At 63.6% G+C, this 26,156-nt stretch carries 21 protein-coding genes; 9 read left to right on the forward strand and 12 right to left on the reverse strand.

All coding sequences use genetic code 11. From position 1 onward, the window contains the following. Nucleotides 1-18: 18 nt before the first annotated feature. Nucleotides 19-2,181, reverse strand: a complete 2,163-nt coding sequence (locus DPM33_RS10975) for an amylo-alpha-1,6-glucosidase (protein ID WP_112097452.1) — start codon at nucleotides 2,179-2,181, stop codon at nucleotides 19-21. Between the two features lie 37 nt (nucleotides 2,182-2,218). Continuing rightward, nucleotides 2,219-3,277 (reverse strand): glycosyltransferase family 4 protein, encoded by a 1,059-nt coding sequence (locus DPM33_RS10980; protein ID WP_112097453.1) that lies wholly within the window; start codon nucleotides 3,275-3,277, stop codon nucleotides 2,219-2,221. Nucleotides 3,278-3,801: 524 nt separating this feature from the next. Between DPM33_RS10980 and DPM33_RS10985 the strand changes: the two genes are divergently transcribed. Both DPM33_RS10985 and DPM33_RS10990 read left to right on the forward strand, forming a co-directional pair. Then, nucleotides 3,802-4,644, forward strand: coding sequence for a hypothetical protein (locus DPM33_RS10985; protein ID WP_112097454.1), 843 nt, complete (start codon nucleotides 3,802-3,804; stop codon nucleotides 4,642-4,644). A 5-nt stretch (nucleotides 4,645-4,649) separates the two neighbouring features. Continuing rightward, nucleotides 4,650-4,994, forward strand: a complete 345-nt coding sequence (locus tag DPM33_RS10990) for a hypothetical protein (RefSeq protein WP_112097455.1) — start codon at nucleotides 4,650-4,652, stop codon at nucleotides 4,992-4,994. A 62-nt stretch (nucleotides 4,995-5,056) separates the two neighbouring features. Here DPM33_RS10990 and DPM33_RS10995 read toward each other — a convergent pair whose 3' ends face one another. Further along, nucleotides 5,057-5,320, reverse strand: coding sequence for an ABC transporter permease (locus DPM33_RS10995; protein ID WP_425373482.1), 264 nt, complete (start codon nucleotides 5,318-5,320; stop codon nucleotides 5,057-5,059). Here DPM33_RS10995 and DPM33_RS11000 point away from each other — a divergent pair. The 3 genes from DPM33_RS11000 (at nucleotide 5,319) to DPM33_RS11010 (ending at nucleotide 8,136) form a co-directional block, all read left to right on the forward strand. Next, nucleotides 5,319-6,200 (forward strand): NAD(P)/FAD-dependent oxidoreductase, encoded by an 882-nt coding sequence (locus tag DPM33_RS11000; RefSeq protein WP_112097456.1) that lies wholly within the window; start codon nucleotides 5,319-5,321, stop codon nucleotides 6,198-6,200. The two genes, DPM33_RS10995 and DPM33_RS11000, sit on opposite strands and share 2 nt — an antisense overlap. A gap of 157 nt (nucleotides 6,201-6,357) precedes the next feature. Further along, on the forward strand, nucleotides 6,358-7,563 hold the full coding sequence (locus DPM33_RS11005) for an ROK family transcriptional regulator (protein WP_112097457.1): 1,206 nt from the start codon (nucleotides 6,358-6,360) through the stop codon (nucleotides 7,561-7,563). 84 nt (nucleotides 7,564-7,647) lie between these two features. Beyond that, entirely contained in the window at nucleotides 7,648-8,136 is a 489-nt protein-coding gene (locus DPM33_RS11010; RefSeq protein ID WP_112097458.1) for a peptide deformylase, read from the forward strand. A 10-nt stretch (nucleotides 8,137-8,146) separates the two neighbouring features. Here the strand turns inward: DPM33_RS11010 and DPM33_RS11015 are convergent, their stop codons facing one another. The 7 genes from DPM33_RS11015 to DPM33_RS11045 all read right to left on the reverse strand — a co-directional run bounded on the left by DPM33_RS11015 (nucleotide 8,147) and on the right by DPM33_RS11045 (nucleotide 16,086). After that, on the reverse strand, nucleotides 8,147-10,150 hold the full coding sequence (locus tag DPM33_RS11015; RefSeq protein ID WP_112097459.1) for a beta-N-acetylhexosaminidase: 2,004 nt from the start codon (nucleotides 10,148-10,150) through the stop codon (nucleotides 8,147-8,149). A 30-nt stretch (nucleotides 10,151-10,180) separates the two neighbouring features. Beyond that, nucleotides 10,181-10,657: a GNAT family N-acetyltransferase gene (locus DPM33_RS11020; protein WP_112097460.1), complete on the reverse strand. Its 477-nt coding sequence runs from the start codon at nucleotides 10,655-10,657 to the stop codon at nucleotides 10,181-10,183. Nucleotides 10,658-10,731: 74 nt separating this feature from the next. Then, nucleotides 10,732-11,670: an ABC transporter ATP-binding protein gene (locus DPM33_RS11025; protein ID WP_112097461.1), complete on the reverse strand. Its 939-nt coding sequence runs from the start codon at nucleotides 11,668-11,670 to the stop codon at nucleotides 10,732-10,734. Beyond that, nucleotides 11,667-12,473, reverse strand: coding sequence for an ABC transporter ATP-binding protein (locus tag DPM33_RS11030; protein WP_112097462.1), 807 nt, complete (start codon nucleotides 12,471-12,473; stop codon nucleotides 11,667-11,669). The genes DPM33_RS11025 and DPM33_RS11030 overlap by 4 nt, the downstream gene beginning before the upstream one ends. Then, complete coding sequence (locus tag DPM33_RS11035; protein WP_112097463.1) at nucleotides 12,470-13,372, reverse strand: ABC transporter permease; 903 nt, start codon at nucleotides 13,370-13,372, stop codon at nucleotides 12,470-12,472. The genes DPM33_RS11030 and DPM33_RS11035 overlap by 4 nt, the downstream gene beginning before the upstream one ends. Continuing rightward, nucleotides 13,369-14,352, reverse strand: a complete 984-nt coding sequence (locus DPM33_RS11040; protein WP_112097464.1) for an ABC transporter permease — start codon at nucleotides 14,350-14,352, stop codon at nucleotides 13,369-13,371. The genes DPM33_RS11035 and DPM33_RS11040 overlap by 4 nt, the downstream gene beginning before the upstream one ends. 15 nt (nucleotides 14,353-14,367) lie before the next feature. Next, on the reverse strand, nucleotides 14,368-16,086 hold the full coding sequence (locus DPM33_RS11045; protein WP_112097465.1) for an ABC transporter substrate-binding protein: 1,719 nt from the start codon (nucleotides 16,084-16,086) through the stop codon (nucleotides 14,368-14,370). 354 nt (nucleotides 16,087-16,440) lie between these two features. Here DPM33_RS11045 and DPM33_RS11050 point away from each other — a divergent pair, with 354 nt between their 5' ends. The 3 genes from DPM33_RS11050 to DPM33_RS36155 all read left to right on the forward strand — a co-directional run bounded on the left by DPM33_RS11050 (nucleotide 16,441) and on the right by DPM33_RS36155 (nucleotide 22,492). Further along, nucleotides 16,441-18,150 (forward strand): thiamine pyrophosphate-binding protein, encoded by a 1,710-nt coding sequence (locus tag DPM33_RS11050; RefSeq protein ID WP_112097466.1) that lies wholly within the window; start codon nucleotides 16,441-16,443, stop codon nucleotides 18,148-18,150. Between the two features lie 71 nt (nucleotides 18,151-18,221). Then, nucleotides 18,222-21,098: a peroxidase family protein gene (locus DPM33_RS11055; RefSeq protein WP_245442073.1), complete on the forward strand. Its 2,877-nt coding sequence runs from the start codon at nucleotides 18,222-18,224 to the stop codon at nucleotides 21,096-21,098. Then, nucleotides 21,095-22,492 (forward strand): hypothetical protein, encoded by a 1,398-nt coding sequence (locus tag DPM33_RS36155; RefSeq protein ID WP_167449020.1) that lies wholly within the window; start codon nucleotides 21,095-21,097, stop codon nucleotides 22,490-22,492. Before DPM33_RS11055 ends, DPM33_RS36155 begins: the two co-directional genes overlap by 4 nt. A gap of 46 nt (nucleotides 22,493-22,538) precedes the next feature. On the opposite strand, the gene DPM33_RS11065 is transcribed toward DPM33_RS36155, so the two are convergent. After that, the gene (locus DPM33_RS11065; RefSeq protein ID WP_112097467.1) at nucleotides 22,539-23,915 is read right to left on the reverse strand and encodes an aspartate aminotransferase family protein; all 1,377 of its coding nucleotides are present in this window, start codon (nucleotides 23,913-23,915) and stop codon (nucleotides 22,539-22,541) included. Nucleotides 23,916-24,115: 200 nt separating this feature from the next. Here DPM33_RS11065 and DPM33_RS11070 point away from each other — a divergent pair, with 200 nt between their 5' ends. Continuing rightward, nucleotides 24,116-25,228, forward strand: a complete 1,113-nt coding sequence (locus tag DPM33_RS11070) for an NAD(P)/FAD-dependent oxidoreductase (RefSeq protein WP_112097468.1) — start codon at nucleotides 24,116-24,118, stop codon at nucleotides 25,226-25,228. A gap of 1 nt (nucleotide 25,229) precedes the next feature. Here DPM33_RS11070 and fghA read toward each other — a convergent pair whose 3' ends face one another. Further along, nucleotides 25,230-26,063, reverse strand: coding sequence for an S-formylglutathione hydrolase (gene fghA / locus DPM33_RS11075; protein ID WP_112097469.1), 834 nt, complete (start codon nucleotides 26,061-26,063; stop codon nucleotides 25,230-25,232). Nucleotides 26,064-26,156: the final 93 nt, after the last annotated feature.

A 26,156-nucleotide genomic window follows, 5' to 3' on the forward strand; every position in this document is an offset into this window, starting at 1 on the left:
CGAGTTGCATCGTTTTGTTTATGTTCGAACAATCAGCGGCACCTGGCCCTCATGGCGGTCGGAGAGGAACGCGACGACGCGGTCGCCGACCCGCTGGAAGGTGAGATCGACCGCCTTGTCGCCGACGCTGAGATGCCGCAGTGTCAGCGTGTCGATACCGATCGGCAGCCTTGGCCGCGTGACGTGCAATTCACCCTCCCAGCCATCGATTTCCAGGCCGAGGCACGCCTGCATCAGCATGAAGGTCGAGCCTGCCGACCACGCCTGCGGCAGGCAGGCGACCGGATAGGCGATCGGCGCCTCGCCGGGCGCTCTGGTGAAGCCGCAGAAAAGTTCCGGCAGCCGCATGTTGAAATGCACGGCCGATTCGAAAGTGCCGCTCATCAGCCGCACCACGCTGTCGCGTTCGCCGTAACGCGCCAGGCCAACGCCGCAAAGTGCCGTGTCATGCGGCCAGATCGAGCCGTTGTGGTAGGACATCGGGTTGAAGAACACCGCATCGTCGGCCAGCGTCCGCAGCCCCCAGCCGGAATGGAATGCGGCGGAAAGCAGTTGGTCGGCGACGAGCTTCGCCCGCTCGGGTTGCGGCAGCCCGACGAAAAGCAGGTGCCCGGCATTTGTTGTTCGCACCTTGCAGGCCTGGCCCTCGCCATCGATGGCCAAAGCGTAGAAATTCAAATCGTCCAGCCAGAAATCGCGCTCGACGGCGACGCGCATTTCCTCGGCGCGGTTTTCCCAATGCTCGGCGTCCGCATATTCGCCGCGCCGACGCGCGAGCGCCGCCAGACCACGGAAGGCGGCGAAGACATAGCCCTGCACCTCGACCAGCGCGATCGGCCCCTTGGGGATGCGGCCGTCGGCATGGAAGACGGAGTCGAAACTGTCCTTCCAGCCCTGGTTGGCGAGGCCGGATTCAGCGGCGCGCTGGTAGGTGACGAAGCCGGTGGCGCGGCTCGCCTCCTCAGTCCATTCCGCGGCGGCCTTCAGCGAAGGCCACAATTTGTCGATGAAGGCCATGTCGCCGGTGCGTTCGGCATAGGCGGACGCGAGATGGATGTAGAGCGGCGTGGTGTCGACACCACCATAATAGCGGCCGAAGGGAAGCTCGCGCAGCGCCGCCATCTCGCCCTTGCGCGTCTCGTGCATGATCTTGCCGGGTTGGGAATCCGAAAAGGGCGAGGTCTCCGTCGCCTGGTGCTCGGCGAGAAAAGCCAGCACGCCGCGCGCCAGCCCAGGATTGAGCCAGAGCATCTGCAGGCTCGATATCACGCCGTCGCGGCCGAACGCCGTCGAGAACCATGGGATGCCGGCATAGGGGTAAGGCCCGGTGGAAAGCTCGGTGGTGAGCAGCGCCACGTCGGCGCGGGCGCGCTCGACCCAATCGTTGAAGACACGGCCCGAGCTGTGCACCGTCGCGCCATGCCGGCGCTTGGCGCGCATGCCGAAGCGCGCGCGTGCCGCCGCGGCGCGGAAGCGGTCGCGATCGGGCGTATCGGCGACCTCGGGACCGACTTCGACATAGAGCACCTTTTGACTGCGCTTGGTCACCGCGACGAGGAAATCGGCGCGATTGTCACTCAACTGGTCGGGCGCCTGCGAAAAGGAGATTGCCGAACGCCGCGGCAGACCGTCGAGACCATCATAGCCGAGCAGCACCGAGGTCTTGTCGGTCTTGGCGACATGCGTCGTGCCGCGCTTCACCCGTGTCGAGCCGCGCACCTCGAACATGTCGCGAAAGTCGGCGGAAAAATGCAGCGAAGCGGTGACGGTGGAATGCTCGCGGCTGTAGTTGGAAAGCGTAATGCGCTCGAACAGCCTGTCCTGCCAGATGAGCCTGACCCGTTCGATGTGGATAGCGCCCTGCGGGATATCGCGGCCGCCGGCACTCTGGATCGGCAGGTTGGTCAGGTTGGACGTGAACAGCACATTGTCCTGGCTGAGCGAGGCGCCGAGCAGCGACATCTGCCTGCCGCCGATCGTCAGCCGGAATTCGGACAGCACGCGCGTGTCGTCGCGAAAGAACCCGTCGCCCGAACCTCTGATGTCGCCATAGGCGTCGGCGACGGCGAAGCAGTCACCCTGCTTGAGGGCGAACAGCCGATGCGGTTCCCTTGGCGCGGTTGCGTCGAGTGAGGATAGGGCCACGGCGGGATCGAGCTTGCGCTCGTCGAGCTCCGTCATTCGTCACCTCTTCGTTTGCCCCGCCCAAAACAGAAGGTCAGGAGACTTTTGCCTCCGGGATGCCGGTCAGGCGCATATAGGCAGCAAGGTAGTCGCGCGCCATTCTTGTCGCCGAGAACCTTGTCTCGAAAACCGCCCTCACCTGCCGCCGGTCCAAAGCGAGAAGCGCCGGCATCGACGCGACCGCATCATCCACACTGTCCACGACGAAGCCGGTGACGCCATTGTCGACGATCTCCGGCAAGGCGCCACTGTTCCAGGCAATCACAGGCGTGCCACAGGCCATCGCCTCGATCGCCACGAGGCCGAACGGCTCGGGCCAGTCGATGGGGAAAAGCATGCCTGCCGCATTGCCGAGGAAAGCAGCCTTCTCGTCCTCGGTGATCTCGCCGACATAGTCGATGCGGTCGCCATCGATGAGCGCCTCGATGTTGTCGCGGAAATAGGCGCGGTCGTCGTCGCCGATCTTGGCCGCCAGCTTCAGCTTCAGCCCGGTCCGGCGAGCGATCTCGATGGCGCGGTCCGGCCGCTTGTCGCGCGACAGGCGTCCGAGGAAGGCGAGATACGGCTCCTCCGCCCGTGGTTCGTAGGTCGGAAGATAGGCGTCGAGCGGCAGCCCGTGGTGGATTGTGGCAAGCCAGTTCGCGTCCGGCAGACCGCGCTTCTGGCTGTGCGAAATCGAAATCATCGGAAAGCGCGGAAAACGTTTATAGGCCGGCGCCAGGTCGACATAGTCGAGCCGGCCATGCGGCGTCGTCACCGTCCTTCCCACGATCTCTTCGAAGAACGGAAAATGCAGGAAGTGGCTGAGATGGAAATGGATGACGTCGAACTGTTGGGCGCGCTCGCGCACATCGGCGAGCATGGCGAGATGCGCTGCGATCTCCGATTTCTTCGGCCGCGGGTCGAGACGTATCGCCTGGTCGCGCCCGGGCATCAGCCGCGCCGACGTCTCGCTGTCGCCGCTCGCGAACAGCGTTACATCGTGGCCGAGCTCGACCAGCGCTTCGGTGATGTAGAAGACGATCCGCTCCGTACCGCCGTAGAGTTTTGGCGGCACGGATTCGTAGAGCGGCGCGACATGGGCGATGCGCATTAAGTCCCTCAGCGGTTGACGCGAAGCAAAATGCATCAGCCGCGAGATCGTTCCTGCCCAATTGGTTCGCTCGGTGCGCGGACCACTCGTTTACGCGGAATCCTTTCGGCCTCGCCGCGCCATAAGATTTGCAACCAGCAGCAACACGATCGACAGCCCCATCAGGGTTGCCACCCCAATGATTGCACTGCTGAGCTTTCGCGCAGGCTGATGAACATTTCGAGCAGGATGGCGCGCCGGCTGATGTGCTAGTCAGTTGCACATTCGGCGGCTTGATTTGCTCGTCATTTCTGAAAAGGCCCGTATGAGATTACACCGTATTTTTATGACAGATGTCGAAAATATTGCGCCGACCACGCGTATTTGGAAAAAATGAGCCAAATAAATCGTTGATATACATCATTGCCTCAGTATAATTCATTCCGTATAGAACGTTACAATGTGCCGTTTAGCAATAAGATTTATTATTTCACTTGACTTAAGGAAAATATAGATGTCCGATAGGGAAGATGGAGGAGTAGAAAATGTCACCTACGGCGCCTGCTGACGGCACTGAAGCCATATCGGGTATTGGCGACAACGATAAAGCAGGCAGCACTGGCGCCAACGGGACACCAGACAGCGCTATCGAAAATGATGCGCCGGGGCGCGCGTGCGTTAACAACCCGCTGGGCAACGCGGGTGACGGCAACTTGAGTGCCAATGCTGCTCAAATCGAACCGAAGCCGACTGCAGAGAGTGCAACTCTACAAGCGCTAAAGGCAAGGGAGGACTTCCGCTTCAAGGTCGGTACCGTCAAATGGTTCGGAATTCTTTGCGCTGTTGTCATCGTTGCGATGATCGGATTGGGCTTTTGGTATCTGGATAAGATTGTCGATGTTTCACAGGCACTTCAGTCAGACATGAACTTCAGCAAGGTCCTGGATCCTCCTAAATCCGATACGCAGATCGTTTTGCTTGGTCTTGAGCACGATGGTCTCGGTATGCGCAACAAGCGATCGGTATCGGCTCTATACATGCGAGCGTACACACAGTTTCTTGCAATTATTTCGGGCACTGTCCTAGCACTTCTTGGCGCTGTCTTTGTGCTCGCGCGCGTGGATAGTGTGGAGACACGCGGCAACGGCACATGGGGCGGGATAACGATGGCGCTGTCTTCCAGTTCCCCCGGTGTCGTCGTTGCTATCGTCGGGGCACTATTGGTGGGCAGTGTAGTCTATCTTGCCAGTGATCCCATTCAGGTCACGGATGCACCAGTATTTCTTGGGCGTGGAACATTGGGAGATGTGCTGGCAGGTAGCTCTGCCATCATCGATACCGCAAACTTCGACACAAAAATGAAGAAACGTCTAGAAGACCTTCGTTGAGGACCATGGCTATGATCAAGATTTTTTTGGTAGCATTTACTGTCATTGTGACGAACATCATTCAGGTTCACGCCGACTCCTTAGAGGAAGCCTACAAGCGCGGCTACGAGGATGGTTACAAAGCCGCGGGGACAACGTTCTTGCCGGGTAGCAGCACTGTTCTAGGGGGGAGTGGCCCTAGTTTCAAAGCCGTGATCGCACCTGCACCCGGAACAAATTTCCAGATCGGCCAGGACAGCACTGTTGCCATCATCCCCAAAGACGCACTTTCGCAATTCAAAGACAAGTTGGGCAAAGACTTCATCTACGACAATAAAATACTGATGAATGACAGTGCTGCAGCAAAATAACTGCTTCGCCCCAGGCGGTAACTGGCATGCCTCTACTGCGTTGGCCTTCGGCATTGAAGTAACTAGGCGCCTACTGTCCGACGCCCCTGTCCGCGCTGCGCCAGCAGGTTGGCCACCACCAACAGCAAAATCGAAAGCCCCATCATCATGGTTGCGGCCGCAGTGATTGCCGGGCTGAGTTTTTCCCGCAGGCCGACGAACATTTCGAGCGGCATGGTGCGCTGGCCGGCGCTGGCCAGGAACTGCACGACCACCACTTCGTCGAAGGAAGTGACGAAGGCAAAGGCCGCCCCCGAGAGCACGCCTGGCAGGATCAAAGGCAGCATGACCCGGGAGAACGACGTGCAGGAGGCGGGACTTCAGGATCTGATGCGCCGCAACGGCTGCCTCTATGTCTATCGCCGCGACAGCGATTTCGCCGCCTCCGCCGGCGGGCGTGCCTTGCGGGCCGAACTCGGCGTCCATCAGCGGATTCTGAGCGCCGATCAGGTGGCCGCGCTGGAGCCGCGCCTTGCGGCGTTCGAGTCCAAGGGCCTCTATTTCCCGGATTCGATCAATGTCAGCGATCCCAAGGCGGTGATGGCGCGGCTGGCGGCAGCCGCTGCCGCCAGGGGCGCTCAATTCATGCGCGCGAGCGTCACCGGCCTCGCAACAAGTGCCGGCGGCGTGCGGCTGAACGGCCCCGGCCTCGCCGTCACGGCGAAAAAAGTGGTGATTGCGGCGGGCGCGCGCTCCCGGCCGCTCGCTGTTCAGGCCGGCGACCGGATCCCGCTGGAAACCGAGCGCGGCTATCATCTGGAGTTTCAGACCGCCGCACCTTTGCTCAACCGCCCGGACTGCCCCGTCGATCTCGGTTTCTACATGACGCCGATGGACGGCAGGCTGCGGATTGCCGGCACCGTTGAACTGGGCGGCCTTAAGGCGCCGCCCAACCCGCGCCGGCTGGCACTGCTCGATCGCGGCGTGCGGCAGTTCTTCCCCGACCTCGGCCAGCCCTCCTCGCAATGGCTGGGCTTCCGGCCGTCACTGCCGGACTCGCGCCCGGTGATCGGCCCCTCGACGAAATCGCCTGATGAGATCTACGCCTTCGGCCACGGCCATCTGGGGCTGACCTTGGGCCCTATAACAGCCCGCTTGGTCGCCGGCTTCATTGGCGGCCGCGCCATGTCGTCGGCAACAGATTTCGCCGCCACGCGTTTCCACTGAGCAGCGACGCCGTCACCCGACTTTCCGAAATATCCCGAATGCAGCCCTTGGCGCCGGCTGGCCCAAGCCTTCGGCTGGCTGGTCGGCATCACTATAATTAAATCAACTTGATTTTCTAAAGTGGTATTATACACTTGCCTCGACTGGTAAGTACCTCATGATCCTCAAGAAAGCCATCTCCGGCACAAATCTCGAGCAGGCGAAATCGCACAACCGGCGTGTGGTGATCGAAACGATCCGCACCAACGGTGCGCTGTCGCGTGCTTCGATCGCCAGGCTGACGGCGCTGTCGTCGCAGACCATCTCCAACATCGTCGAGGAATTGGAAGAGGCAGGGTTGCTGCGCCCGGAAGCGACGCTGAAGGGCGCGCGCGGCCAACCGGCCGTCCCCTACTCCATCAACCCCGATGGCGGCTACTCGATCGGCCTGCAGCTCGACCATCAACTTGCCGTCGGCGTCGTCACCGATCTCTCCGGCACCATGCGCGCCCGCGTCGAGCGGAATGTCGACCGGCCGACGCCCGCCGAAGCGATGCCGCTGCTTGCCGCGATCTCGAGCGACCTGATCGCCACCTCCCGCCTCGACCGGACAAAGCTGCTCGGCATCGGCATGGCGATGCCCGGGCCTTTCGGCGTCGAAGGCATGACATCGGTCGGCCCCACCGCCCTGCCCGGCTGGCATGACTTTCCCGTGGCCGAAGAGCTGGAACGGCTGACCGGCATCGCCGTGATCGTCGAGAACGACGCCACCGCAGCGGCGATAGGCGAGCGGCTTTATGGCGTCGCCCGCAAGCTCGACAGCTTCGTCTATCTGTTCATCGGAACGGGCCTGGGCGCCGGCCTCTTCCTCGACGGCCATCTCTACAAGGGCAGCCGGCACAATGCCGGCGAGATCGGCCACATCATCGTCAAGCCGGGCGGCCTGCCCTGCGACTGCGGCAAGCGCGGCTGCCTGGAGCGTTATGTCTCACTGCGCGCGGCCTATGACAGGCTCCATCTGCCGGATCCCGACCACGCCTCGCCCGACCTGCTGGAGGAGCTGTTGGCCAAGGGCGACAGTCGTTTCGAGGCATGGCTCGACGAGGCGGTCGAACCGCTGCGCCAAGCGATCGACGTCGTGGAAATGGCGCTCGATCCCGAGACTGTCGTGCTCGGCGGCTTCATGCCGCTGCCGGTGATCGAGGCCCTGGCCGGGCGGCTCGAGCCGCTGCATCTTTCGGTCAGTTCGGCCACTGCCCGGGCCACGCCGCGCGTCGTGGTCGGCGCCGCCGGTAAGGACACCTCCGTGCTCGGCGCGGCGGCGCTGCCGATCTTTTCGGAGACCAACCCGCAATTCGACGTGCTGCAGAAGCCTGTGGGCTAAAGCAATTTCAGGAAAAGTGTGTAACGGTTAGGCTCGGCGACTTCGCCGTAGCCTTCCGTCCGGAATTGCATAGAACAGAGGCATATGGCGGTACTGCCGATCATAAGGTTCCCCGACCCGCTGCTAAGGGCTGTCGCGGACCCCGTCGAACGATTCGACGTCGCATTATTCCGTTTCGCCGCCGACCTTCTCGATACCATGTACGCAGCGCCCGGGATCGGCATCACCGCCCCGCATGTCGGCGTTTTGAAACGTGTGGTGGCGATTGATCGGTCCGCCAAATCCGGGATCTATGTAAATCCCTCGATTGTCGAGGCCTCGTCCGAAATGATCCGGCATACGGAAGGCAGTGTTTCGATGCCTGGCGTCACGGAAGAGATCGAACGGCACGCCCATGTTCGGGTTCGCTTTCAGGATCTGGAAGGCAAAGAGCAATTCGAGGATGCCGAGGGACTGCTGGCAGTCTGCCACCAGCATGAGATCGATCAGCTCGACGGGCTGTTCTGGATGAACAGGCTGTCGCGCCTGAAGCGCGAGCGCCTGATCAAACGCTACAATAAATCGCAACGGTAGATTGGCGAGGCTACGCCAACCCGTAGAGCACCGGCATCAGCCCGGCGAGCGCGCTGAACCGCGGCCATGACTTGCGCTCGGGCGCGGTCCAGCCGGTTTCAGCGAGCGCCGAAAGCCGCGGGAAGATCAGCCGGTCGAACACGGCGCGGTCGGTCATCGGCTCCGACCAGATGCAGCATTGCACGCCGAGGAAATGCTTCTTCTGCGCATCACTCCACCCTTCCACCGGATCGAAGCCGTAGAGTTTTTCCGGCGACGACCAGCCGGCCCAGGCAGCACCGGGCTCGGACCATTCGGGGCTGTTCGCCATGTCGAGATAATAGACCTGCCCCGGATTGACGACCATGTCGTAGCCTTCGCCGGCGAGTGCCGCCGAGACTTCCACACTGCGCCAGCCATTGAGGTAGCACTTCGACTTGTCGATGACATTGCCATGCGCGGCTTCCTGCCAGCCGCCGGTGATGCACGCGCGGGAGGCCAGGAACGATTGTATTCTTTTCAGGAACTCGGCCTGCAGCACGGCCGCGCCCGAGCCTTCGATCTCGTCGGCGCCATGCGTGTTGGTGACCACGTCGAGCCGCTTGGCATGCGACTGCGCGGCGGCCTCGCCGGCAATCTCGCCGAGCCGTTTCAAAGCTTGCGGCGAACCCGACCATGCACCGAGCGGCACCTCGTCGGCGCCGACATGGATGGTCTTGAACGGGAACAGCTCGATCAGCTCGTCGAAGATCGTTTCGAGCACGCGGTAGGTTTCCTCGCGCGCCGGGTTGAGGCAGTTGTTGGGAAAGCCCTGCACCGAAAAATACTCGCCATGCTCGCCGGGGTCGCGCAACTCCGGCAGTGCTTGCAGCATGGCGTAGCAATGGCCCGGCACGTCGATCTCCGGCACGACCTCGATGCCGAGCCGGCCGGCCAGCGCGACGATGTGGCGAACCGCCGCCTTGGTGTAGTAGCCGCCGGTCTTTTGCGCGCCCGACCCAAGCAGCGACGGGACGGCCAGGCCGTAGCCACGCCATGCACCGATGCGGGTCAGTTGCGGATAGGCCGATATCTCGATCCGCCAAGCCTCGTCGTCCGACAGGTGCCAGTGGAAGCGATTGAGCTTGCTCCAGGCCAGTATCCTGAGGAATTTCTCGATCTCGGCCGACGCATAGAACTGGCGCGCCACGTCGAGATGGCAGCCGCGCCAGTTGAGCGACGGCTCGTCGCGGATTTCGCCGCTCGCCGGGAACGTGAAGGTCGCGGGATGTTGCTTCGCGCCGCGCAGGATCTGGCCGAGCGTGATCAGCCCGTAGAGGAAACCGGCACGCGTCGTCGCCGCCACGCTTGCCGAGTCCGGGGCGAACGCGATCGCGTAGGCTTCCGACCCAAGCCCGTCCTGCAGCGCCAGCCTGACCGGAAACCCGCCTTCGGCCGCGGGGCGCACGATGCCTTCGACCGCAAAGAGGCTCGCGGTCAGTTCGGCAAAGGCCGAGGCGGCGGCGCTGGCCGCCTCGCCTTCCGGCTGTGGGTCGAGCCCCGCCGGCGCGGATGCAGCACCGGAGATTTCGACATGGCGCGGCCAGGGAATGACCGAGACGGCAACCGACGCCGCGGCCGGCACCGGATAGGGTTCCGCGCCACGCTTCAGCGGCGCGTTGTCGCCGACCGCTCGCGTCGGCTCCACCACGATGCGGCGCGTGCTGCCGTCGGCGAAAGCGAGATAGGCGCCGGTGGCGCCATCGGTCCAATGCCGCAGCGGGTAGCTCAGGCCGCGCGCCGTCAGCGTCCATGTGGCGCCTGGCTCCAGCGCGAAGCCGTCCGGCGGCAAAAACTCGGCATGATTGGAGAGCCGCACGGCAAGCGTGCCGCCTTCGATGGTGGCCGCCGGGTCGATCCGGTCCGGTCCGCTGATGCAGAGCCGGAAATCGCGCAACGGCTGGCGGGAGCCATTGGTGAGCCGCAGCTCATAGGCCAGCGGTTGACCCTCTTTGGCCGGCGTCCAGAAGCTCTCAAGCCGCAATGTCTCGGTCATTTCAGTCTCTTCGAAAAATAAGTGTGAAAATCAGTCGGCGGATTTCAGCAGCCCGGCATAAATGCCGGGCTCCGAATTGGGGATCTGCGTCGCGCCGACGGTGCGTTCGTAGAATTCGGACGGCCCGACATCGCCGATGACGGCGTAGGCGTAGCCCATGACCTTGAGGTCGAGCAGCGAGGCCAGCAGCAGCGCATGACCGACGCCCTGCCCGCGCACCGCCTCGTCGACGCCGGTGGGCCCGAAGAAGCCGCGCGCAATCGATTCATGGCAGGCAAAGCCGATCAGCCTTTTGTCCTTCGTGGCGAGAAAGCAGGTCGGCGGCTGGCGCATCATCGAAACAGCGGTCTCGCCCGCCCAGCCGGCGGAAAACTTGCGCCGCACCCAGCCGGTGACGAGCTCATATTCCGGCGCCAGCACGCGGCGGATGGCGACGCCGGCCTTCACCATGCGCTGATCAAGCGCCGCGTCGGGTCCGAGCAGGGAAAGATTGACCAGATAATCCATTCAACAATCCATTCAGAGCAATTCCAGAAAAAGTGTGACGCGGTTTTCCGTCCGGAATTGCGATGCAAAAAACTCTACGAAGGCGTGCCGAGCGCGCGAACGAAGTGATCCGGCCCGACCTGCTCGACCACCGACGACGCCGGACGCGACAGCCGCCTCACCTCCTCGGCATGGCCGAGGAAGCGCGCACTGTCGCCCGGCACGAAGGGCCGGTCGGGATCGGGTACCGCCGAGAGCAGGAGCTGCGTGTAGAGATGGCGTGGGTCGCCGATCACCGCATTGGTCGAACCCCACTCGACCATCTGTCCTGCGAACATGACGATGATCTCCTCGGCGACGTGGGCGGCGGTGGCGATGTCATGCGTGATGTAGAGCAGCGCCAGGTTCTTCTCCCGCTTGATGCGGGCAAGCAGGTCCAGGATGCCGAGCCGGATCGAGACGTCGAGCATCGAGGTCGGCTCGTCGGCGACCAGGACTTCCGGCTGCACCGCGAGCGCCCTTGCGATGTTGACGCGCTGGCGCTGTCCGCCGGAAAGCTCATGCGGAAATTTCTGCGCCGTCATCTCAGGGTCGAGCCCGACGCCGGCAAGCAGCTCGGCTACGCCTTTCGCCAGTGCAGCCTTGCCCTTGGCATGGCCGTGCAGCGAAAGCGGCCGCGCCAGATGGTGCTGGACGGTGAACACCGGATTGAGCGAGGCGAACGGATCCTGGAACACCATCTGCACCGCGCGGCGGTAGGTCCGCTCGTCCTCGCGAGTGCCGGCATGGGTCGCATCGCGGCCGCGAAACAGAAGCTTGCCGGCCGTCGGATAGTCCATGCGCGCGATGATGCGTGCGCATGTGGTCTTGCCGCAGCCGGATTCGCCGACCAGCGCCAGTGCCCTGCCCGGCCGCAGCGACAGCGAAATGCCGCGCAGCGCCTGCACCAAGGCGAAGCTGCGTTCGATCGCTTCGAGCCTGATCAGCGGCTCGGCCAGCGCCGTGGTGGAGAGTGGGGACGGCAGCGCGTTCATACGGCCTCGCGTGCCCGCGCCGGCAGTTGCGGGATCGAGGCCCACAGCTTGCGCGTATAATCATGTTTCGGCGCCTGGCTGACCTCTCTGACGTCGCCCACCTCCACCAGTTCTCCCTTCAGCATCACGCCGATGCGGTTGCAGAGTTGCGACATCAGATGAAGGTCGTGGGTGATGAACAGCACCGAGAAGCCGATGCTGCGCTGCAGGTCGATCACCTGCTCCAGGATTTCACGCTGCACCACCACATCGAGCGCCGTCGTCGGCTCGTCCATGATGATCAGCTCGGGCTCCAACGCCAGGCAGATGGCGATGACGATGCGCTGGCGCATGCCGCCGCTGAACTGGTGCGGATAGTCGCGCAGACGGTTGGACGCGATGCCGACCAGCTTGAACATCGCCTCGGCGCGCTCCCGCGACTGCTCGCGGCCAAAACCGTTGTGCCGGCGCAGCACGTCATGGAACTGGTCCTCGACCCGCATCAGCGGATTGAGCGAGTTCATCGCGCTCTGGAACACCATGCCGATGCGGCGCCAGCGCACCTTCTGCAGCGAGGCCTCCGTGAGCTTCAGGAGGTTCTGGCCGTCGAGCAGGATCTCGCCGCCCCTCACCCAGGCCGGCGCCTTGGCGAGCCGGGTGATGGCAAAAGCGATCGTGCTCTTGCCGCAACCGGATTCGCCGGCGAGCCCAAACAGCTCGCCGCGCCCGATGTCGAACGACACGTTCTTCACGGCGCGAAAGGCGCCCTTCTCGGTGAGATAGTCGACGCTGAGGTCGCGGACTTGCAGCAAGGGTCCGCTCACGCCGCCGCCTCCAACTCGCGCCGGCGCAGCCGCGTCAGCCTCAGCCAGCGCGACAGCGCCGGGCCGGACCGCAGTTGCGGATTGGCGATCTCATCGAAGGTGAAGTTGAGCAGCGCCAGCCCAAGGCCGACAAGCGCGATCCCCATCGCCGGCGCGCCGATGTCCCACCAGGCGCCGACGATGATCGCCGACGAGTTCTGCGCGTTGTAGAGCATGGTGCCCCAGGTGACGTTGAGCGGATCGCCAAAGCCGAGATATTCGAGCGTGGTCTGCGCCACGATCGCGTAGATGATCGAGCCGACGATGTTGATGCCGATCAGCGGCACCAGGTTGGGCAGGATCTCGACGAAGATGATGCGCCACGAAGGCTCGCCGACCATGCGCGCGGCGGTGATGAATTCGCGGTTGCGCAGCGCCATAGTCTGAGCCCGCGTCATGCGCGCGCCCCATGGCCAGGAGGTCAGCGCAATGATCGTCATGATCGCCAATGGCCCGACCGTGCCGGCGAAGGACGCCAGCAATATCAGCAGCGGGATGTTGGGAATGACCAGCACCGCGTTGGTGGCGAGGTCGAGCGTGGCGTCGATGCGGCCGCCGAAATAGCCGGCGATGAGGCCGATCACCGTGCCGAGCGCGGTAATCGCCAGCCCCGTGGCGAAGCCGACGGCAAGCGACGGCCGCGCGCCCCAGACGAACTGGCTGTAGACGTCACGCCCCATCTTGGTGGTGCCGAAATAATGCGACACCGTCGGCGGCTGGTGCGAGCGGCCGACGCGCGCCGCCGGATCGTTCGGCGCCAGGATCGGCGCGAAAATCGCCATCAGCACCAGCGCCGCGATGATGATCAAGCCGGCCACCGCCTTTTTCTGGCGGAACAGGAGCTGCAGCCCGAACCTCATGCGCGCTCCTCCCTGATGCGCGGGTCGACGACGCCATAGATGATGTCGACCAGCAGATTGGCCCCAAGCGTCGCCAATGTCATCAGCAGAAGCTGGCCCTGGATGACGGGATAGTCGCGCGCCACGCTTGCCGTGAACAAGGTCAGCCCGAGGCCCGGATAGTTGAAGACGATCTCGGTGACGATCGAACCGCCGAAGACCGCGCCCAGCATCAGCGCCAGGTTGGTCAGGACAGGCAGCATCGCATTGCGCGCCGCGTAGGAGAACATCACCGCCGTTTCCGACAGGCCCTTGGCGCGGCCCATGGTGACGTAGTCCTCGCCGAGCACCGCGATCATCGAGGAGCGCATCGTGGTCTGGAACTCCCCGATCATGTACGGCGACAGCCTCAGCACCGGCATGATCGCATGCCAGAAGACGCTGCCGAGGAAAGTGAAATTGAACCCGGGATCGAGGTCCGGATTATAGGCATAGCCGACCGGGAACCAGCGCAGCGTCACGCCGAAGGTGAACAGCGTGGCCAAGGCGATGATCACCGGCGGGATCGCGATCAGCACGACAGAGAACGGCGAGACGAACGCATCGAAGCGTCCGCCCCGCCGCCAGGCAGCCACTGCGCCAAGGGAGACTCCAACGCAGAGGGAAAAGACGATGGCGCAGGTGACCAGCAGCGCCGTCCAGCCGGCGGAGCGGGCGAGCACCTGCGTGACGGTCTGCGGATAGTATTTGACCGACACGCCGAGATCGAAGGTCGCGAGCCCTTTGAGGTAGTCTACGAACTGCAGCCACATCGGCTGCTCGACGGCGCCGAAGCGAGCCTTGATCGCTTCGATCGCCGCCGGCGTGGCGCGCGGGCCGAGTTGCGCGATCATCGAGTCCACCGGGCTCCCGGGCATCAGTCTGGGAAGGGTGAAGTTGACGACGATCGCAAACAGGAAGGCGACGAAATAGACGCCCAACCGCCGAAGTGGAATCCGCATCCTGAACACCGCCCGTTACTGGACGGGCTTCAGGCGCAAGAGATGCATCAGCCGCATCCGGTTGTTGTCATGGTTCTCCGGGTTCATCACCGGCTCGTCCTTGGTCACCCAGCCGGTGAAGCGCTTGGTCGAATACTGGTACCAGGTCGGGCCGTTGAACACCGGCACGACGGGGAAGTTGTCGGCGATGATCACCTGCACCTGGTCGAACAGCTTCTTGCGCTCCTCGTCCGTCGTCGCCTTGCGATAGGCGTCGAAGACCTTGTCGAGCTCGGGATTGGAGTAGCGCGAGTCGGCGTGGACGATGCGCCCGGCGAACGCCGTCGACAGCGTCTGGTAATAGCCGCGGAACGGTGTCGGCCCGTCGGGGCGCGAGTTCATGACGGCGTCGAAAGATCCGTCCAGGAGTTGCTTTTGCCACTGCTCGTATTCCGGCGTGGCAACGGACGCGTTCACGCCGATCTTGCGCAAGCCCTCGGTCGCGATCTGCACCGCGTCGATCCAGTCGGTCCAGCCGTTCGGGACGATGATGACGAAGTTGATGGGTTGCCCTTTCGGCGTGGTGCGGAAGCCGTCGGCGCCCTTCTTGTAGCCGGCATCGTCCAGCACCTTGTTGGCCTTGTCGATGTCGTAGGCCATCCAGACGTCCTTGTCGCCTTCGGCCGCCTTGTTGCGCCAGCTATCGAAGCGTGGCGGCAGGCCGCTGGCGTGAAGGTTGACGACCGGATAGCCGAAGCCGGCGATGTCGACCATGGAGGTCCGATCCATGGCCAGGCTGAAGGCATGCCGGAAAGCGATGTCGTTGAAGGCTTCGGAATTGCCGGGCTTGTCGGTCTTCAGGTTCATCTCGAAGGCAATGGTCTCGGCCGGCGGCTGCCAATAGCCGTTGTGGTCCTTGTCGAGCCCGACATAGGTCTTGTCGATCTCGGGCAGGAACGAACCGATCCAGTCCATTTCGCCTTGGGGTAGTAGCGCGAGCATCTGGTCGTTGCCGGAGATCTGCGGCAGCTTCAGGCAGTCGATATGCAACTCCGCGGCATCCCAGTAATTCGGGTTGCGGCACTGCTCATAGACCTGCGGCGTGAAGCGGCGGATTTCGGTCATCGGGCCCGAGCCGACCGGCTTCTCGTTCTTGAAGGCGAGCGGATCCTTGATGTCCTTCCAGATATGCTCGGGGACGACCGGGAAATCGGCCAGCGATTCCGGGAAGTGGGTGTCGACGTCCTTGAGGTTGATCTTGATCTCGGTCGGCGACGGCGCCTCCACCGAGGCGACGCTTTCGCTGACGCCGACGATGTCGACGGCAGGGTTCTTGAGCATCAGCTCCAGCGTGTATTTCATGTCCGCCGAAGTCAGCGGCTGGCCGTCCGACCACTTCACGCCGTCGCGCAGTGTATAGGTGATCGATTTCAGGTCGTCGGAGAATTTGTAGGCGGTCGCCAGCCGGAAGATCGGCTTGCCGCTGTCATAGTCGTTGAAGATGACCAGCGGCTCATAGATGAAATCCATCGTGCTCTGGCGTCGCCCGCCGAGGTCGAACGGGTTGAAGTTCTGCACCCAGCTCGTCTGCTCCTCGATATGCATGGCCAAGACGGATTCGGCCGCGGCCGGCTTCACGCCCGAAGCGAAGGCGAGCGCGGCGACGGCCGCGCCTGCGAAGGCAAAAAAATGGCGCCGGCTGAGCAGCCCGCGCCCGGAATCCACGATTTTCGACGAGTGTAAGCGACCCAGCATCTTTCTCCTCCCTGAGCAGTCTGCCATGGTGTAAATCAAATTGATTTAATGCATGGCGCCGCGCGGTCGTCAACCCTGGCTGTGGAAAGTTGGAGCGCTGATCCCTCTCGCTTGAGGCGCGGTTCGGGGCGTGCCCGAGCTTACAATCTCCAGTAGAAGGATTACTTGACTCATCTCAGGAGAAATCGGCTTCAATCTGCTGCGAGTGTTAGCTGCTTCACAGTCAACCTCTGTCGGACAGCACAAATTCCCCCTCTGTATTGGGCTCATCTGCGAATACTTGTCGCCTTTGCCGCCGCATCGACATCGGAGCTATTTCCGTTGCCGGCCGCAAGGGCTCCGGGGGCATTTCCGATGCGGGTCTACGAGGCGATCGTGAAGGGCCTGGAAGGCATTGGCGTCGGCGCCGCATTTGGCGGCGCGGGCGAAAATGCGGCCGGGCTGATGCTGGCGTTGAAGCACTCCAAGTCGATCCGGCCGGTGATCACCCGGCATGAGCAGGCGGCATCCTTCATGGCTTGCGGATACGCCATGTTTTCAAGCCAACTCGGTGTCTGCTTCGCTACCGCCGGCCCCGGCGCCTTCAACCTGTTCTCCGGACTGGCGGTCGCCATGTCGGACTCCTACCCGGTGCTCGCGATCTCCGGCTTCGCCTCGCGCAAATGGACCGGTAAGGGCGCGCTGAACGAGACGTCAGGCGTCAGCCGCACGCCGGACTCGCAAAAGATGTTCGACGCGACGACGAAGAAATCCTTCCTGCTCACCGATGCGGCGAAGACCTGCGACGTGCTCGAAGAAGCCGTCAACATCGCCTTCGAAGGCAGGCCGGGCCCCGTCCATATCCATGTGCCGGAAGACCTCACCGAGCACGATGTCTCGGTCGACAATTTCCGCCCGATCGATCTCCAGGTGAAACCTGTCCTGCCGGATCCGGCACGGGTGCGGGATGTCGCCGAAATGCTGGTGGAGGCGCTGGAGAAGGGCAAGAAGGTCCTGGCCCTGATCGGCTTCGGCGCGGTCAAGAGCGGCGCTCATCACGAGCTGAAGCAACTCGTCGAGCGCTACCAGATTCCCTTCGCCACCACGCTCGACGGCAAGGGCATCATCGCCGAGCGCCATCCTTTGTGCGTCGGCGTGTTCTGCGACAGCGGCCACAGCGCCGCCTGGAAGGCTTTTCTCGATGCCGACCTGATCCTGGCCGTCGGCAATTCCTTCGCCCAGCACGCCACCTTCGGTTTTCGCGACGATCTGTTCGCGGAGCGCAAGCTCGTCCACATCAACATCGACATCAACGAGATCGACAAGGTCTACAAGGCCGACGGCGCCATCATCGGCGACGCCAGGCTCGCGGTCGGCGCGCTGCTTGCGAAGATGTCGGAGATGCTCGAGCCGAGCCTGCCGCCGGACCGCGAGGCAACCGACTACAGCGACGAGCACGTCCTTCATCTCACCGGCAAGATCCATCCCGGACAGATGGCGCAGGCGCTGTCGAAGCGCCTGCCGGACAACGCCATCGTGCTAGCCGATGCCGGCGCGCATCTCGCCTGGCTCGGCTATTACCTGCAGATCGCGCCCGGCCAGAATTTCCGCAAACCCGGCGGCTTCGGCCCGATGGCCGGCAGCGTCAACGGCGCGCTCGGCGTCAAGCTCGCCCACCCCGAGCGCCCGGTCATCGTCGGCTGCGGCGACGGCTGCTATCTGCTCTCCGGCTTCGAACTGCTCACCGCCGTCCAATACGACATCCCGGTGATCTGGATCGTCTTCAACAACAACGAGTTCCAGCTGATCAAGCTCTACCAGCTGCAGTCCTACCAAGAATACGGCCTGGTCGATTTCGACAACCCCGACTATGTCGGCTTCGCCCAGGCCTGTGGCGCCAGAGGCTACCGCGTCGAGACGCTGGAAGAATTCGAAGCCGCGCTCGACGAAGCGCTGGCGCTTGGCAAACCGGCCGTCATCGACGCCCACATCACACGGCTGGCGCTGCCGCATTACAGCCCCTCGCCAGAGGGCCTCGTCGCGGGCCTTGGCGAGATGATCGAAAAGCGAATTCGCGGGGACTGAAGCAATTCCAGGAACGTGCGTGGCGGTTTCGTCCGCAATTGCGTGAAACAAAAGAAACCAGGGAGGCAGCCTTGTTGACGCAACCAGAGAGGCAAGCCACGACGAATTGGCGCGAGATACCGCAAGGCTCGGGCGAGCAGGAACGGCTGCTGTTCGAGAAGCTGGCGCAGGACATGATGCATGTCCAGCTGAAGACGAAGCAGCGCGCCAAGGTGGCCGGCATCCAGCGCGCCTTCCACGCCAAGCCGATCTTCGCCTCGATCGACGCGACGCTGCGCTTCAACGACGATCTTCCCGCCGAGCTTTGCGCCGGCTTCGCCCAGCCGGGAAAATCCTATCCGGCGATCGTGCGCTTCTCCAACGCGAACGGTTCGGGCCAGGCAGACTACAAGCCCGACCTGCGCGGCGTCGCCCTGCGCGTAAAAGTTTCGGACAAGGAGCAGCACGACCTCTTGGCCACCAACTTTCCGGTCTCGCACGCCCGCGACGCAAGGCAGTTCGTCGCCTTCGCCAAGGCCACCGCCGGCGGCACGATCGGCAAGATCGTCGGCCTCGTCGGCCTCGCCTTCCGCTTCGGTCCGGCGGAAGTCGTCCGCATGCTGAAAAACGTCTCGGCCGGCCGCAGCCACAAGGTGCGCAGTGTCGCTCTGGAGACTTTCTGGAGCCGTGGCGCCATCCGCTGGGGCGAAACAAAAGCGGTGCGCTACCTGGTGCGGCCCGTGCCGAGCGCGGCGCCCGCGCCCGACCCGGCAACGACGGATGCAAGCTATCTGGCGAACGAGTTCGCCGCCCGGCTGGCTGCCGGCGATGTCCGCTTCGAGCTGTGCGTCCAGCCTTTCATCGACGAGCGCTCGACGCCGATCGAGGATACGGCGGTCGAATGGACGGAAACCGTCTCGCCGCCGATCAGGGTGGCGGAACTCACCATCACCCAGCCGTCGGCCGGCACCTCCGAAGCCTTCACCAACACGCGGGTGATCGACGAGCTCGCTTTCAATCCCTGGAACACGACGGATGAATTCAGGCCGCTGGGCAATCTCAACCGGGCGCGCAAGGTCGTCTACGACGCAAGCGCCGCGCACCGCCTCGCCTATCGCTGGCGCACCGAGGCCCCACTGCGCAATCGCCTGCTGAGCGGCATCGCGCGCCAGGCTTTCATGGTGATCAACCGCCGCATCGAATGGCACAAGCTGCCGCTGCGCCTCAGCCTGCTCAATCTCGACGCCTTTCGCTACGTGCTGCGGCAGCAGAACCTGATCGGCACCGAAGTCGTCGAGGAGCCGCCGCGGGCGCGGCCGGAACCGCAGGCGCCGATCGCGGAAGAAGTGCGCCAGACGCGCACCTATGACGGCAGCTACAATGACCTGTCGATGCCCAAGATGGGCGCCGTCGGCGCCACCTTCGGCCGCAACCTGACGCCGTCTTACAAGCCCGATCTGTTCGACACGCCGAACGCCGTCGAGGTGGCGCGGAAGGTTTTGCATCGCGAGACCTTCATCCCAGCGCGCTCGCTCAACATCCTCGCCGCCGCCTGGATCCAGTTCCAGGTGCATGACTGGGTGAACCACGCGCGCAATCCGCTCGGCAAGGACGACGTCGTCGTGCCGCTGCCGCCCGGCATGAAGTGGACCAACGCCGTCGGCGGCAAGCCTGAAGACGTGATGCGCATTGCCGGCAACCAGGCGCTCGATCGTGGCCCCGGCCAGCCGCCGATCTATTTCGGCAATGCCGCCTCGCATTGGTGGGACGGCTCGGAGGTCTACGGCCCGACCAGCGCCAAGGCCAACATGCTGCGCGAGGGCGCCAAGATCAGGCTGGTCGACAACCATCTGCCGGTCGACATCCACGGCTTCGAGGTTACCGGCTTCAATGAGAGCTGGTGGCTGGGCCTGAGCGCCATGCATACGCTGTTCGCGCGCGAGCACAATCTGCTCTGCGACGAGTTGCGGCTGCGCTACCGCAACTGGGACGACGAGCGCATCTACCAGACGGCGCGGCTTATCGTGTCGGCGCTCATCGCCAAGATCCACACGGTCGAATGGACGCCGGCGATCCTCGCCACGCGCGCGATCGAGGTCGGCTTGTCGAGCAACTGGAACGGCCCGCCCGCCAATGACTGGGTGACCAAATTCGGCCTGTGGCTGCTCGACGAGCACGCTTCCGTCGGCATCCCGAAGACGATGCCGGACCATCATGCCGCGCCCTATTCGCTGACCGAGGATTTCACCACCGTCTATCGCATGCACCCGCTGCTGCCGGACGACTATTGTTTCTATCACCACAGGTCGGGCGAGAAGATCGCGGAAAAAGGTTTCCTCGACATCCAGGGCGCTGGCGCCGACGACATCATGCGCAACTTTGGCCTGCGCAACACGCTCTATTCCTTCGGCATCGCGCATCCCGGCGCGATCGCGCTGCACAACTTCCCGAAATCGCTGCTCAAGCTGCAGCGCGACAATGAGATCATCGACCTCTCGGTCGTCGATATCGTGCGCACCAGGCGGCGTGGCGTGCCGCGCTACAATGATTTTAGCGCCGGCCTGCATCGCCCGCGTATCCGGAGTTTCGAGGAGGTTACGACCAGCCCCGAGGATGCGCGGCTGCTCAAGGAACTCTATGGCGACGTCGACAGAATAGACACCGTCGTCGGCCTGCTCTCCGAGCCGGCGCCGGCGGGCTTCGGCTTCAGCGACACCGCCTTCCGCATCTTCATCCTGATGGCGTCGCGGCGCCTGCAGAGCGACCGCTTCCTCACCGTCGACTATCGGCCCGAAATCTATTCGCCCTTCGGCATCGACTGGATCGCCAGCAACGGCATGACCAGTCTGATCCTGCGCCATTGCCCGGACCTCGCTTCGGTGCTGCCGAGGACGCAGAGCGCATTCGCGCCCTGGCGGCCGATCGTGCCGGCATCGACCAACCCGGCGACGGCGGGAGCAAAGCCATGACCGCGCCGCTCAAGCCGGCACGGGCCGCAAACGGCAGCATCGCGTCGGGGCTCGATCAACTTCTGAAGCGGCCGCTGGTCGAGACGATCTTCCGCCGCCGCACACATCGCGTCAGCCAAGGCAGTTCGGTGCTGGCCGGCAGCATGAGCTACGTGTCGGAAGAGCCGCGCGAGCCGCTTTCGGAACTCGAGGAAGCCGTGCTGATCGCCATGACCGGCTGCACCGGGCTGACCATGCCCGACCGGCCCTTCGAGGACCCGGCGACAAAAAAGCCGATCATGGCCAAGCCCAACCTGACCATGGCCGGCCGCACCGCAGGCAGTCCCGACAATGCGCAAGGCACGCATTTCTTCCTGATCAACGACTCAGGCACCTATTTCCTGCGCAAGCTGCCGCCGCCCGCTGACGGCAACACCGCCTTCACACCCGAGCGGCTGATCGAGCGCGCGCGGGAGGCCAAGGTGAAGATTCTGGACCGGCGACTCGACGTCGCCGAAGGCAAGCGCGACTTTCCCGCCTATCTCGATTCCAACCGCTTCCTGTCGAACCTGCCGGGCACGACCATCCTGCTGCCCGTCGTCGACCTCTCGCGCCAGTACATCAACGGCATGATGTATCTGCTCACCCAGCCGGACGGCGCGCGGCCCAACATCGTCGACGACCGCAACTTCTATCGTTCGGCCGGTGTCAAGCGCTGGGTGAAGAAGGGCTTTCTCAACAAGGACTTGAAGATCCCGCTCGGCGCTATCGGCTCGCTGCGCACGCAGATCGAGGCGGACCTTCTGGTGCAGAACCTTTTCCTCGTCGCCGACGCCATGGGCCTAGGCGCCTGGATTCACGGCTCGATCAGCCCGCCGGTCCTCGTCGGCGACCCGAAATTTTCGAAGACCTATGGTCCCATGCTCGGCTTCGATGTCGAGGTGCCGCGCTGGCGGTTGATGGATATTCTGCGCTGGCAGGTTCCGCTGCCGAAATACTCCAACCTGCGCAGCAATCCGATCGGCCTGCGCTTCAAGGGCGAGCACCTGATCAAGGGCATGTCGCCGCCTTACTACGACAGTATGGCCGATGCCGTCGCCGAAGTGGTCGAGGAAAAATTCGGCAAGAACGGCCTGTTCTCGGACGAAAAACTGTTCGCCGAAATCTACAAGAGCGACTACGGCCATCGCTACCTCAGCGAGGCGGCGGTCTACACACAGGACGTCATCGACTGCGTGCGCGACATCTGCACCTACATCTACCAGACGCACGGCCGCTTCCCGGCGCATTGCGACGCAATCCACGTGCCGGGCATCTGGCTGCAGGTGCACCATGTCGATGTCGGCTACTATCAGCGCTTCTTCCGCAACGGCCTGACCGACGCGCATCTCAGCCATGCGCGCGATTGGCACTGAGCTAAGTCGTTTCAGCGGCGATGGAAGCCCGGTCTGCCCGGGCCGATCAGCCCTGCGGATGGACCTGCGGCAGCGCCGCGTCGAGCGAGCGCTCGAACGCATCGACCAGCGTATCGATCTGCGCCTCGGTGATGATCAGCGGCGGGCAGAAGGCGATGGCGTCGCCCATGTTGCGCGAGATGACGCCGTTCTGCTGCAGGAAACCATTGACCAGCGCCCCGAGCGCAGCCGGCTTGCCCCAGGGCGCCTTGCTTGCCTTGTCGGCGACAAGCTCGACCGCCGCGATGAGACCGACGCCGCGCACCTCGCCCACCAGCGGGTGCGAGGCGAGCTTGCGGAGCCTTGCCTGCAGGTGCGCGCCGACCGTGCGCGCATTGCCGACGAGATCGCGCTCCTCGATCAGCTTGATGTTCTCCAGCGCGACGGCCGCGGCGACCGGATGGCCGCCGCCGGTGAAGCCATGGCCGAAGGTACCGATACGATCGCTCTCGTCGGCGATCGGCTCGAACACGCGATCGTTGATCAGCAGCGCCGAAATCGGCAGGTAGGAGGAGGAGATTTGCTTCGACAGCACCATGATGTCGGGCTTCATGCCAAAGGTCTGCGAGCCGAACATCTCGCCGGTCCTGCCAAAACCGCAAATCACCTCGTCGGCCACCAGCAGGATGCCGTATTTCGACAGCACCGCCTGGATCTTTTCCCAATAGCCGGCCGGCGGAACGACGACGCCGCCGGCGCCCATGATCGGCTCGCCGATAAAGGCCGCGATCGTTTCAGGTCCCTCGGCAAGGATGAGCTTTTCCAGATCGTCGGCCAGCCGCGCCGAGAACTGCTCCTCGCTCTCGCCGGGCTGGGCCTCGCGCCAGTGATGCGGCGTCGAGGTGTGCAGGATGTTGGCGATCGGCAAATCGAAGGAGAGATGATTGTTGGGCAGGCCGGTCAGGCTGGCCGAGGCGATGGTGACGCCGTGATAGCCGCGCTTGCGGCTGATGATCTTCTTGCGCGCCGGCCGTCCGAGCGCATTCGAACGGTACCAGATCATCTTGATCGCGGTATCGTTGGCCTCGGAGCCGGAATTGGTGAAATAGGCCTTGCTCATCGGCACCGGCGCCATCTGCACCAGTTTCTCGGCCAGGTCGATCAGCGGCGCATGCGCCTTGGAGCCGAAGTCGTGATAGAAGGGCAACTTCGACATCTGTCTTGTCGCCGCCTCCACCAGCCGCTTTTCCGAGAAGCCGACGGCAACGCTCCACAGGCCCGCCATCGCCTCGATGTAGCGGTTGCCGGCGATGTCCTCGACATAGACGCCATCGCCCTTTTCGATCACCAGCGGGCCCGTTTCCTGATGCTTGCGGGCGTTGGTGTAGGCATGCATGTGATAGCGGATGTCGCGGGCTTCGGGGGAATTCGGTCTGGCGTCCATCGTGGTGGCTCCTGTCTGCAGGCGTCCAAGGCGGAAACAGGACTGCCTCCTCATTGAGAAGTCCTCAAAATTCCGCCTTGCATTGTGGCGCGCTTGATGCCTCATCGCGCAGGCTGACCGCAAGGGCCGCAAAGCCGGGATCGATAGCGCCAACAGCGCGGCGCGGCAGCGATGTGCAAGACGGGTAGCAGGACGAGCACATGGAACAGGTCGATTGCATCATCGCGGGCGCCGGCGTGGTCGGTCTGGCGATCGCGCGGGCATTGTCCGCGCGGGGTCTCGAAACGCTGATCCTCGAAGCGGCGGACGCCATCGGCACCGAAACCAGTTCGCGCAATTCCGAGGTCATCCATGCCGGCCTCTATTACCCGCGGGGCTCGCTCAAGTCGCGGCTGTGCGTAACGGGACGCGACATGCTCTACCGCTACTGCGCCGAGCATTCGATACCGCACCGCCGCTCAGGCAAGCTGATCGTCGCGACCGATGCGACGCAGGAGTCGGTGCTCGCCACCATTCGCGCCAACGCCGCAGCATGCGGCGTCGAGGATCTGCGCTTCCTCTCCGCTGTGGAAGCGAAATCGTTGGAGCCAGCGCTGCATTGCACGGCGGCGCTGCTCTCGCCCTCGACCGGCATCATCGACAGCCATGCACTGATGCTTGCCCTTCTCGGCGATGCCGAGGAAAACGGCGCAATGCTCTCGCTCAACACCCGCATCGTCTCGGGCCGCATCGAGGCGGGCCGGATCGTGCTGCGGACGATGGACATCGCGAGCGGCGAAGACTTCGAGATCGCCGCATCGCGCCTCGTCAACGCGGCAGGCCTGGGCGCTGTCGCCTTGGCAGGCTCGCTCGAAGGGTTCGGCCGGCAATTCCTGCCGACGCTCCGCTACGCCAAGGGCAATTACTTCTCGGTAGCCGGCCGCGCGCCCTTTTCACATCTCGTCTATCCCGTGCCCGAGCCTGGCGGGCTCGGCGTCCATCTGACCCTCGACCTTGCCGGCACCGCCCGTTTCGGACCGGATGTCGAATGGACCGAGACGCTGGACTATCGCGTCGATCCGGCGCGCGGCGCGCGCTTCTATACTGAAATCCGCAAATACTGGCCCGATCTGGCCGATGGCAGCCTGCAAGCGGCCTATAGCGGCATCCGGCCGAAGCTGTCAGGTCCGGGCGAGGTCAACAGCGATTTCGTGATCCAGGATGCAGAGACGCACGGCATCGGCGGGCTGATCAATCTGTTCGGCATCGAAAGCCCCGGCCTGACCTCAAGCCAGGCGATCGCCGATCACGTGGCCCGTATCCTCGCGCCTTAAATCACCCAAGGCGCGCGGCGTGCCACTTCAGATGGTCGTCCATGAAGGTCGAGATGAAATTGTAGGAATGGTCGTAGCCGTCCTGCATGCGCAGCGTCAGCGCGATGCCCGCCTTCTTGCAGGCCTCTTCGAGCAACCACGGGCGAAGGCCATCCTGCAGGAAGCCGTCCGCGGTGCCCTGGTCGACGAGCAATTCCGGGAAGCGCTTGCCGTCCTCGACCAGCAGCGTCGTGTCATAGGCGCGCCAGCCCTTTTCGTCCGCTCCGAGATACTTCTCGAAAGCCGGACGCGACCAGCCGGCCGTCGACGGCTGCACGATCGGCGCGAAAGCCGAGCAACTCTTGAACCGCTCTGGGTCCTTCAGCGCGATCGTCAGCGCGCCGTGCCCGCCCATCGAATGCCCGAAGATGGCCTGGCGTGACATGTCGACCGGGAAGTTCGCGGCAACCAGCGCCGGCAATTCCTCGGTGATGTAGGAGTACATGCGATAGTTCTGCGCATAGGGCTGCTCGGTCGCATCGAGATAGAAACCGGCGCCGCAGCCGAACTGCCAATTGTCCTTTTCATCGGGAACGTCAGGTCCACGCGGGCTGGTGTCGGGACATACGATCACGAGCCCGAGCTCGGACGCCAGGCGCCGGTACTCGCCCTTGTCCATGACGTTCGCATGCGTGCAGGTGAGACCGGACAGATACCACAGGACCGGCGGCGGCCCGTCCTTGGCCTGCGGCGGCACGAAGACGGCAAAGGTCATGTCGCAGGCGCAAGCCTCGGAAGCGTGCGAATAGACGCCCTGGATGCCGCCATGCGATTTGGAGGTGGAAACGACCTTCATCGGTTGCCTTTCATTGGGAAAATCTCGATCCGGCATAGCCGCCGGCCAGCGCCCGCGCAACCTCGCGGCTTGCAAAACGGTACCGGCACGATG

The sequence above is a fragment of the Mesorhizobium hawassense genome, assembly GCF_003289945.1.
Classification (GTDB): domain Bacteria; phylum Pseudomonadota; class Alphaproteobacteria; order Rhizobiales; family Rhizobiaceae; genus Mesorhizobium; species Mesorhizobium hawassense.

Excerpts from the sequence above, each read along its gene's own strand:
- DPM33_RS10975 (WP_112097452.1), bottom strand. The coding sequence starts at position 2,181 with ATGACGGAGCTCGACGAGCGCAAGCTCGATCCCGCCGTGGCCCTATCC.
- DPM33_RS10980 (WP_112097453.1), bottom strand. The coding sequence starts at position 3,277 with ATGCGCATCGCCCATGTCGCGCCGCTCTACGAATCCGTGCCGCCAAAA.
- DPM33_RS10985 (WP_112097454.1), top strand. The coding sequence starts at position 3,802 with ATGTCACCTACGGCGCCTGCTGACGGCACTGAAGCCATATCGGGTATT.
- DPM33_RS10990 (WP_112097455.1), top strand. The coding sequence starts at position 4,650 with ATGGCTATGATCAAGATTTTTTTGGTAGCATTTACTGTCATTGTGACG.
- DPM33_RS11000 (WP_112097456.1), top strand. The coding sequence starts at position 5,319 with ATGACCCGGGAGAACGACGTGCAGGAGGCGGGACTTCAGGATCTGATG.
- DPM33_RS10995 (WP_425373482.1), bottom strand. The coding sequence starts at position 5,320 with ATGCTGCCTTTGATCCTGCCAGGCGTGCTCTCGGGGGCGGCCTTTGCC.
- DPM33_RS11005 (WP_112097457.1), top strand. The coding sequence starts at position 6,358 with ATGATCCTCAAGAAAGCCATCTCCGGCACAAATCTCGAGCAGGCGAAA.
- DPM33_RS11010 (WP_112097458.1), top strand. The coding sequence starts at position 7,648 with ATGGCGGTACTGCCGATCATAAGGTTCCCCGACCCGCTGCTAAGGGCT.
- DPM33_RS11015 (WP_112097459.1), bottom strand. The coding sequence starts at position 10,150 with ATGACCGAGACATTGCGGCTTGAGAGCTTCTGGACGCCGGCCAAAGAG.
- DPM33_RS11020 (WP_112097460.1), bottom strand. The coding sequence starts at position 10,657 with ATGGATTATCTGGTCAATCTTTCCCTGCTCGGACCCGACGCGGCGCTT.
- DPM33_RS11025 (WP_112097461.1), bottom strand. The coding sequence starts at position 11,670 with ATGAACGCGCTGCCGTCCCCACTCTCCACCACGGCGCTGGCCGAGCCG.
- DPM33_RS11035 (WP_112097463.1), bottom strand. The coding sequence starts at position 13,372 with ATGAGGTTCGGGCTGCAGCTCCTGTTCCGCCAGAAAAAGGCGGTGGCC.
- DPM33_RS11040 (WP_112097464.1), bottom strand. The coding sequence starts at position 14,352 with ATGCGGATTCCACTTCGGCGGTTGGGCGTCTATTTCGTCGCCTTCCTG.
- DPM33_RS11045 (WP_112097465.1), bottom strand. The coding sequence starts at position 16,086 with ATGCTGGGTCGCTTACACTCGTCGAAAATCGTGGATTCCGGGCGCGGG.
- DPM33_RS11050 (WP_112097466.1), top strand. The coding sequence starts at position 16,441 with ATGCGGGTCTACGAGGCGATCGTGAAGGGCCTGGAAGGCATTGGCGTC.
- DPM33_RS36155 (WP_167449020.1), top strand. The coding sequence starts at position 21,095 with ATGACCGCGCCGCTCAAGCCGGCACGGGCCGCAAACGGCAGCATCGCG.
- DPM33_RS11065 (WP_112097467.1), bottom strand. The coding sequence starts at position 23,915 with ATGGACGCCAGACCGAATTCCCCCGAAGCCCGCGACATCCGCTATCAC.
- DPM33_RS11070 (WP_112097468.1), top strand. The coding sequence starts at position 24,116 with ATGGAACAGGTCGATTGCATCATCGCGGGCGCCGGCGTGGTCGGTCTG.
- fghA (WP_112097469.1), bottom strand. The coding sequence starts at position 26,063 with ATGAAGGTCGTTTCCACCTCCAAATCGCATGGCGGCATCCAGGGCGTC.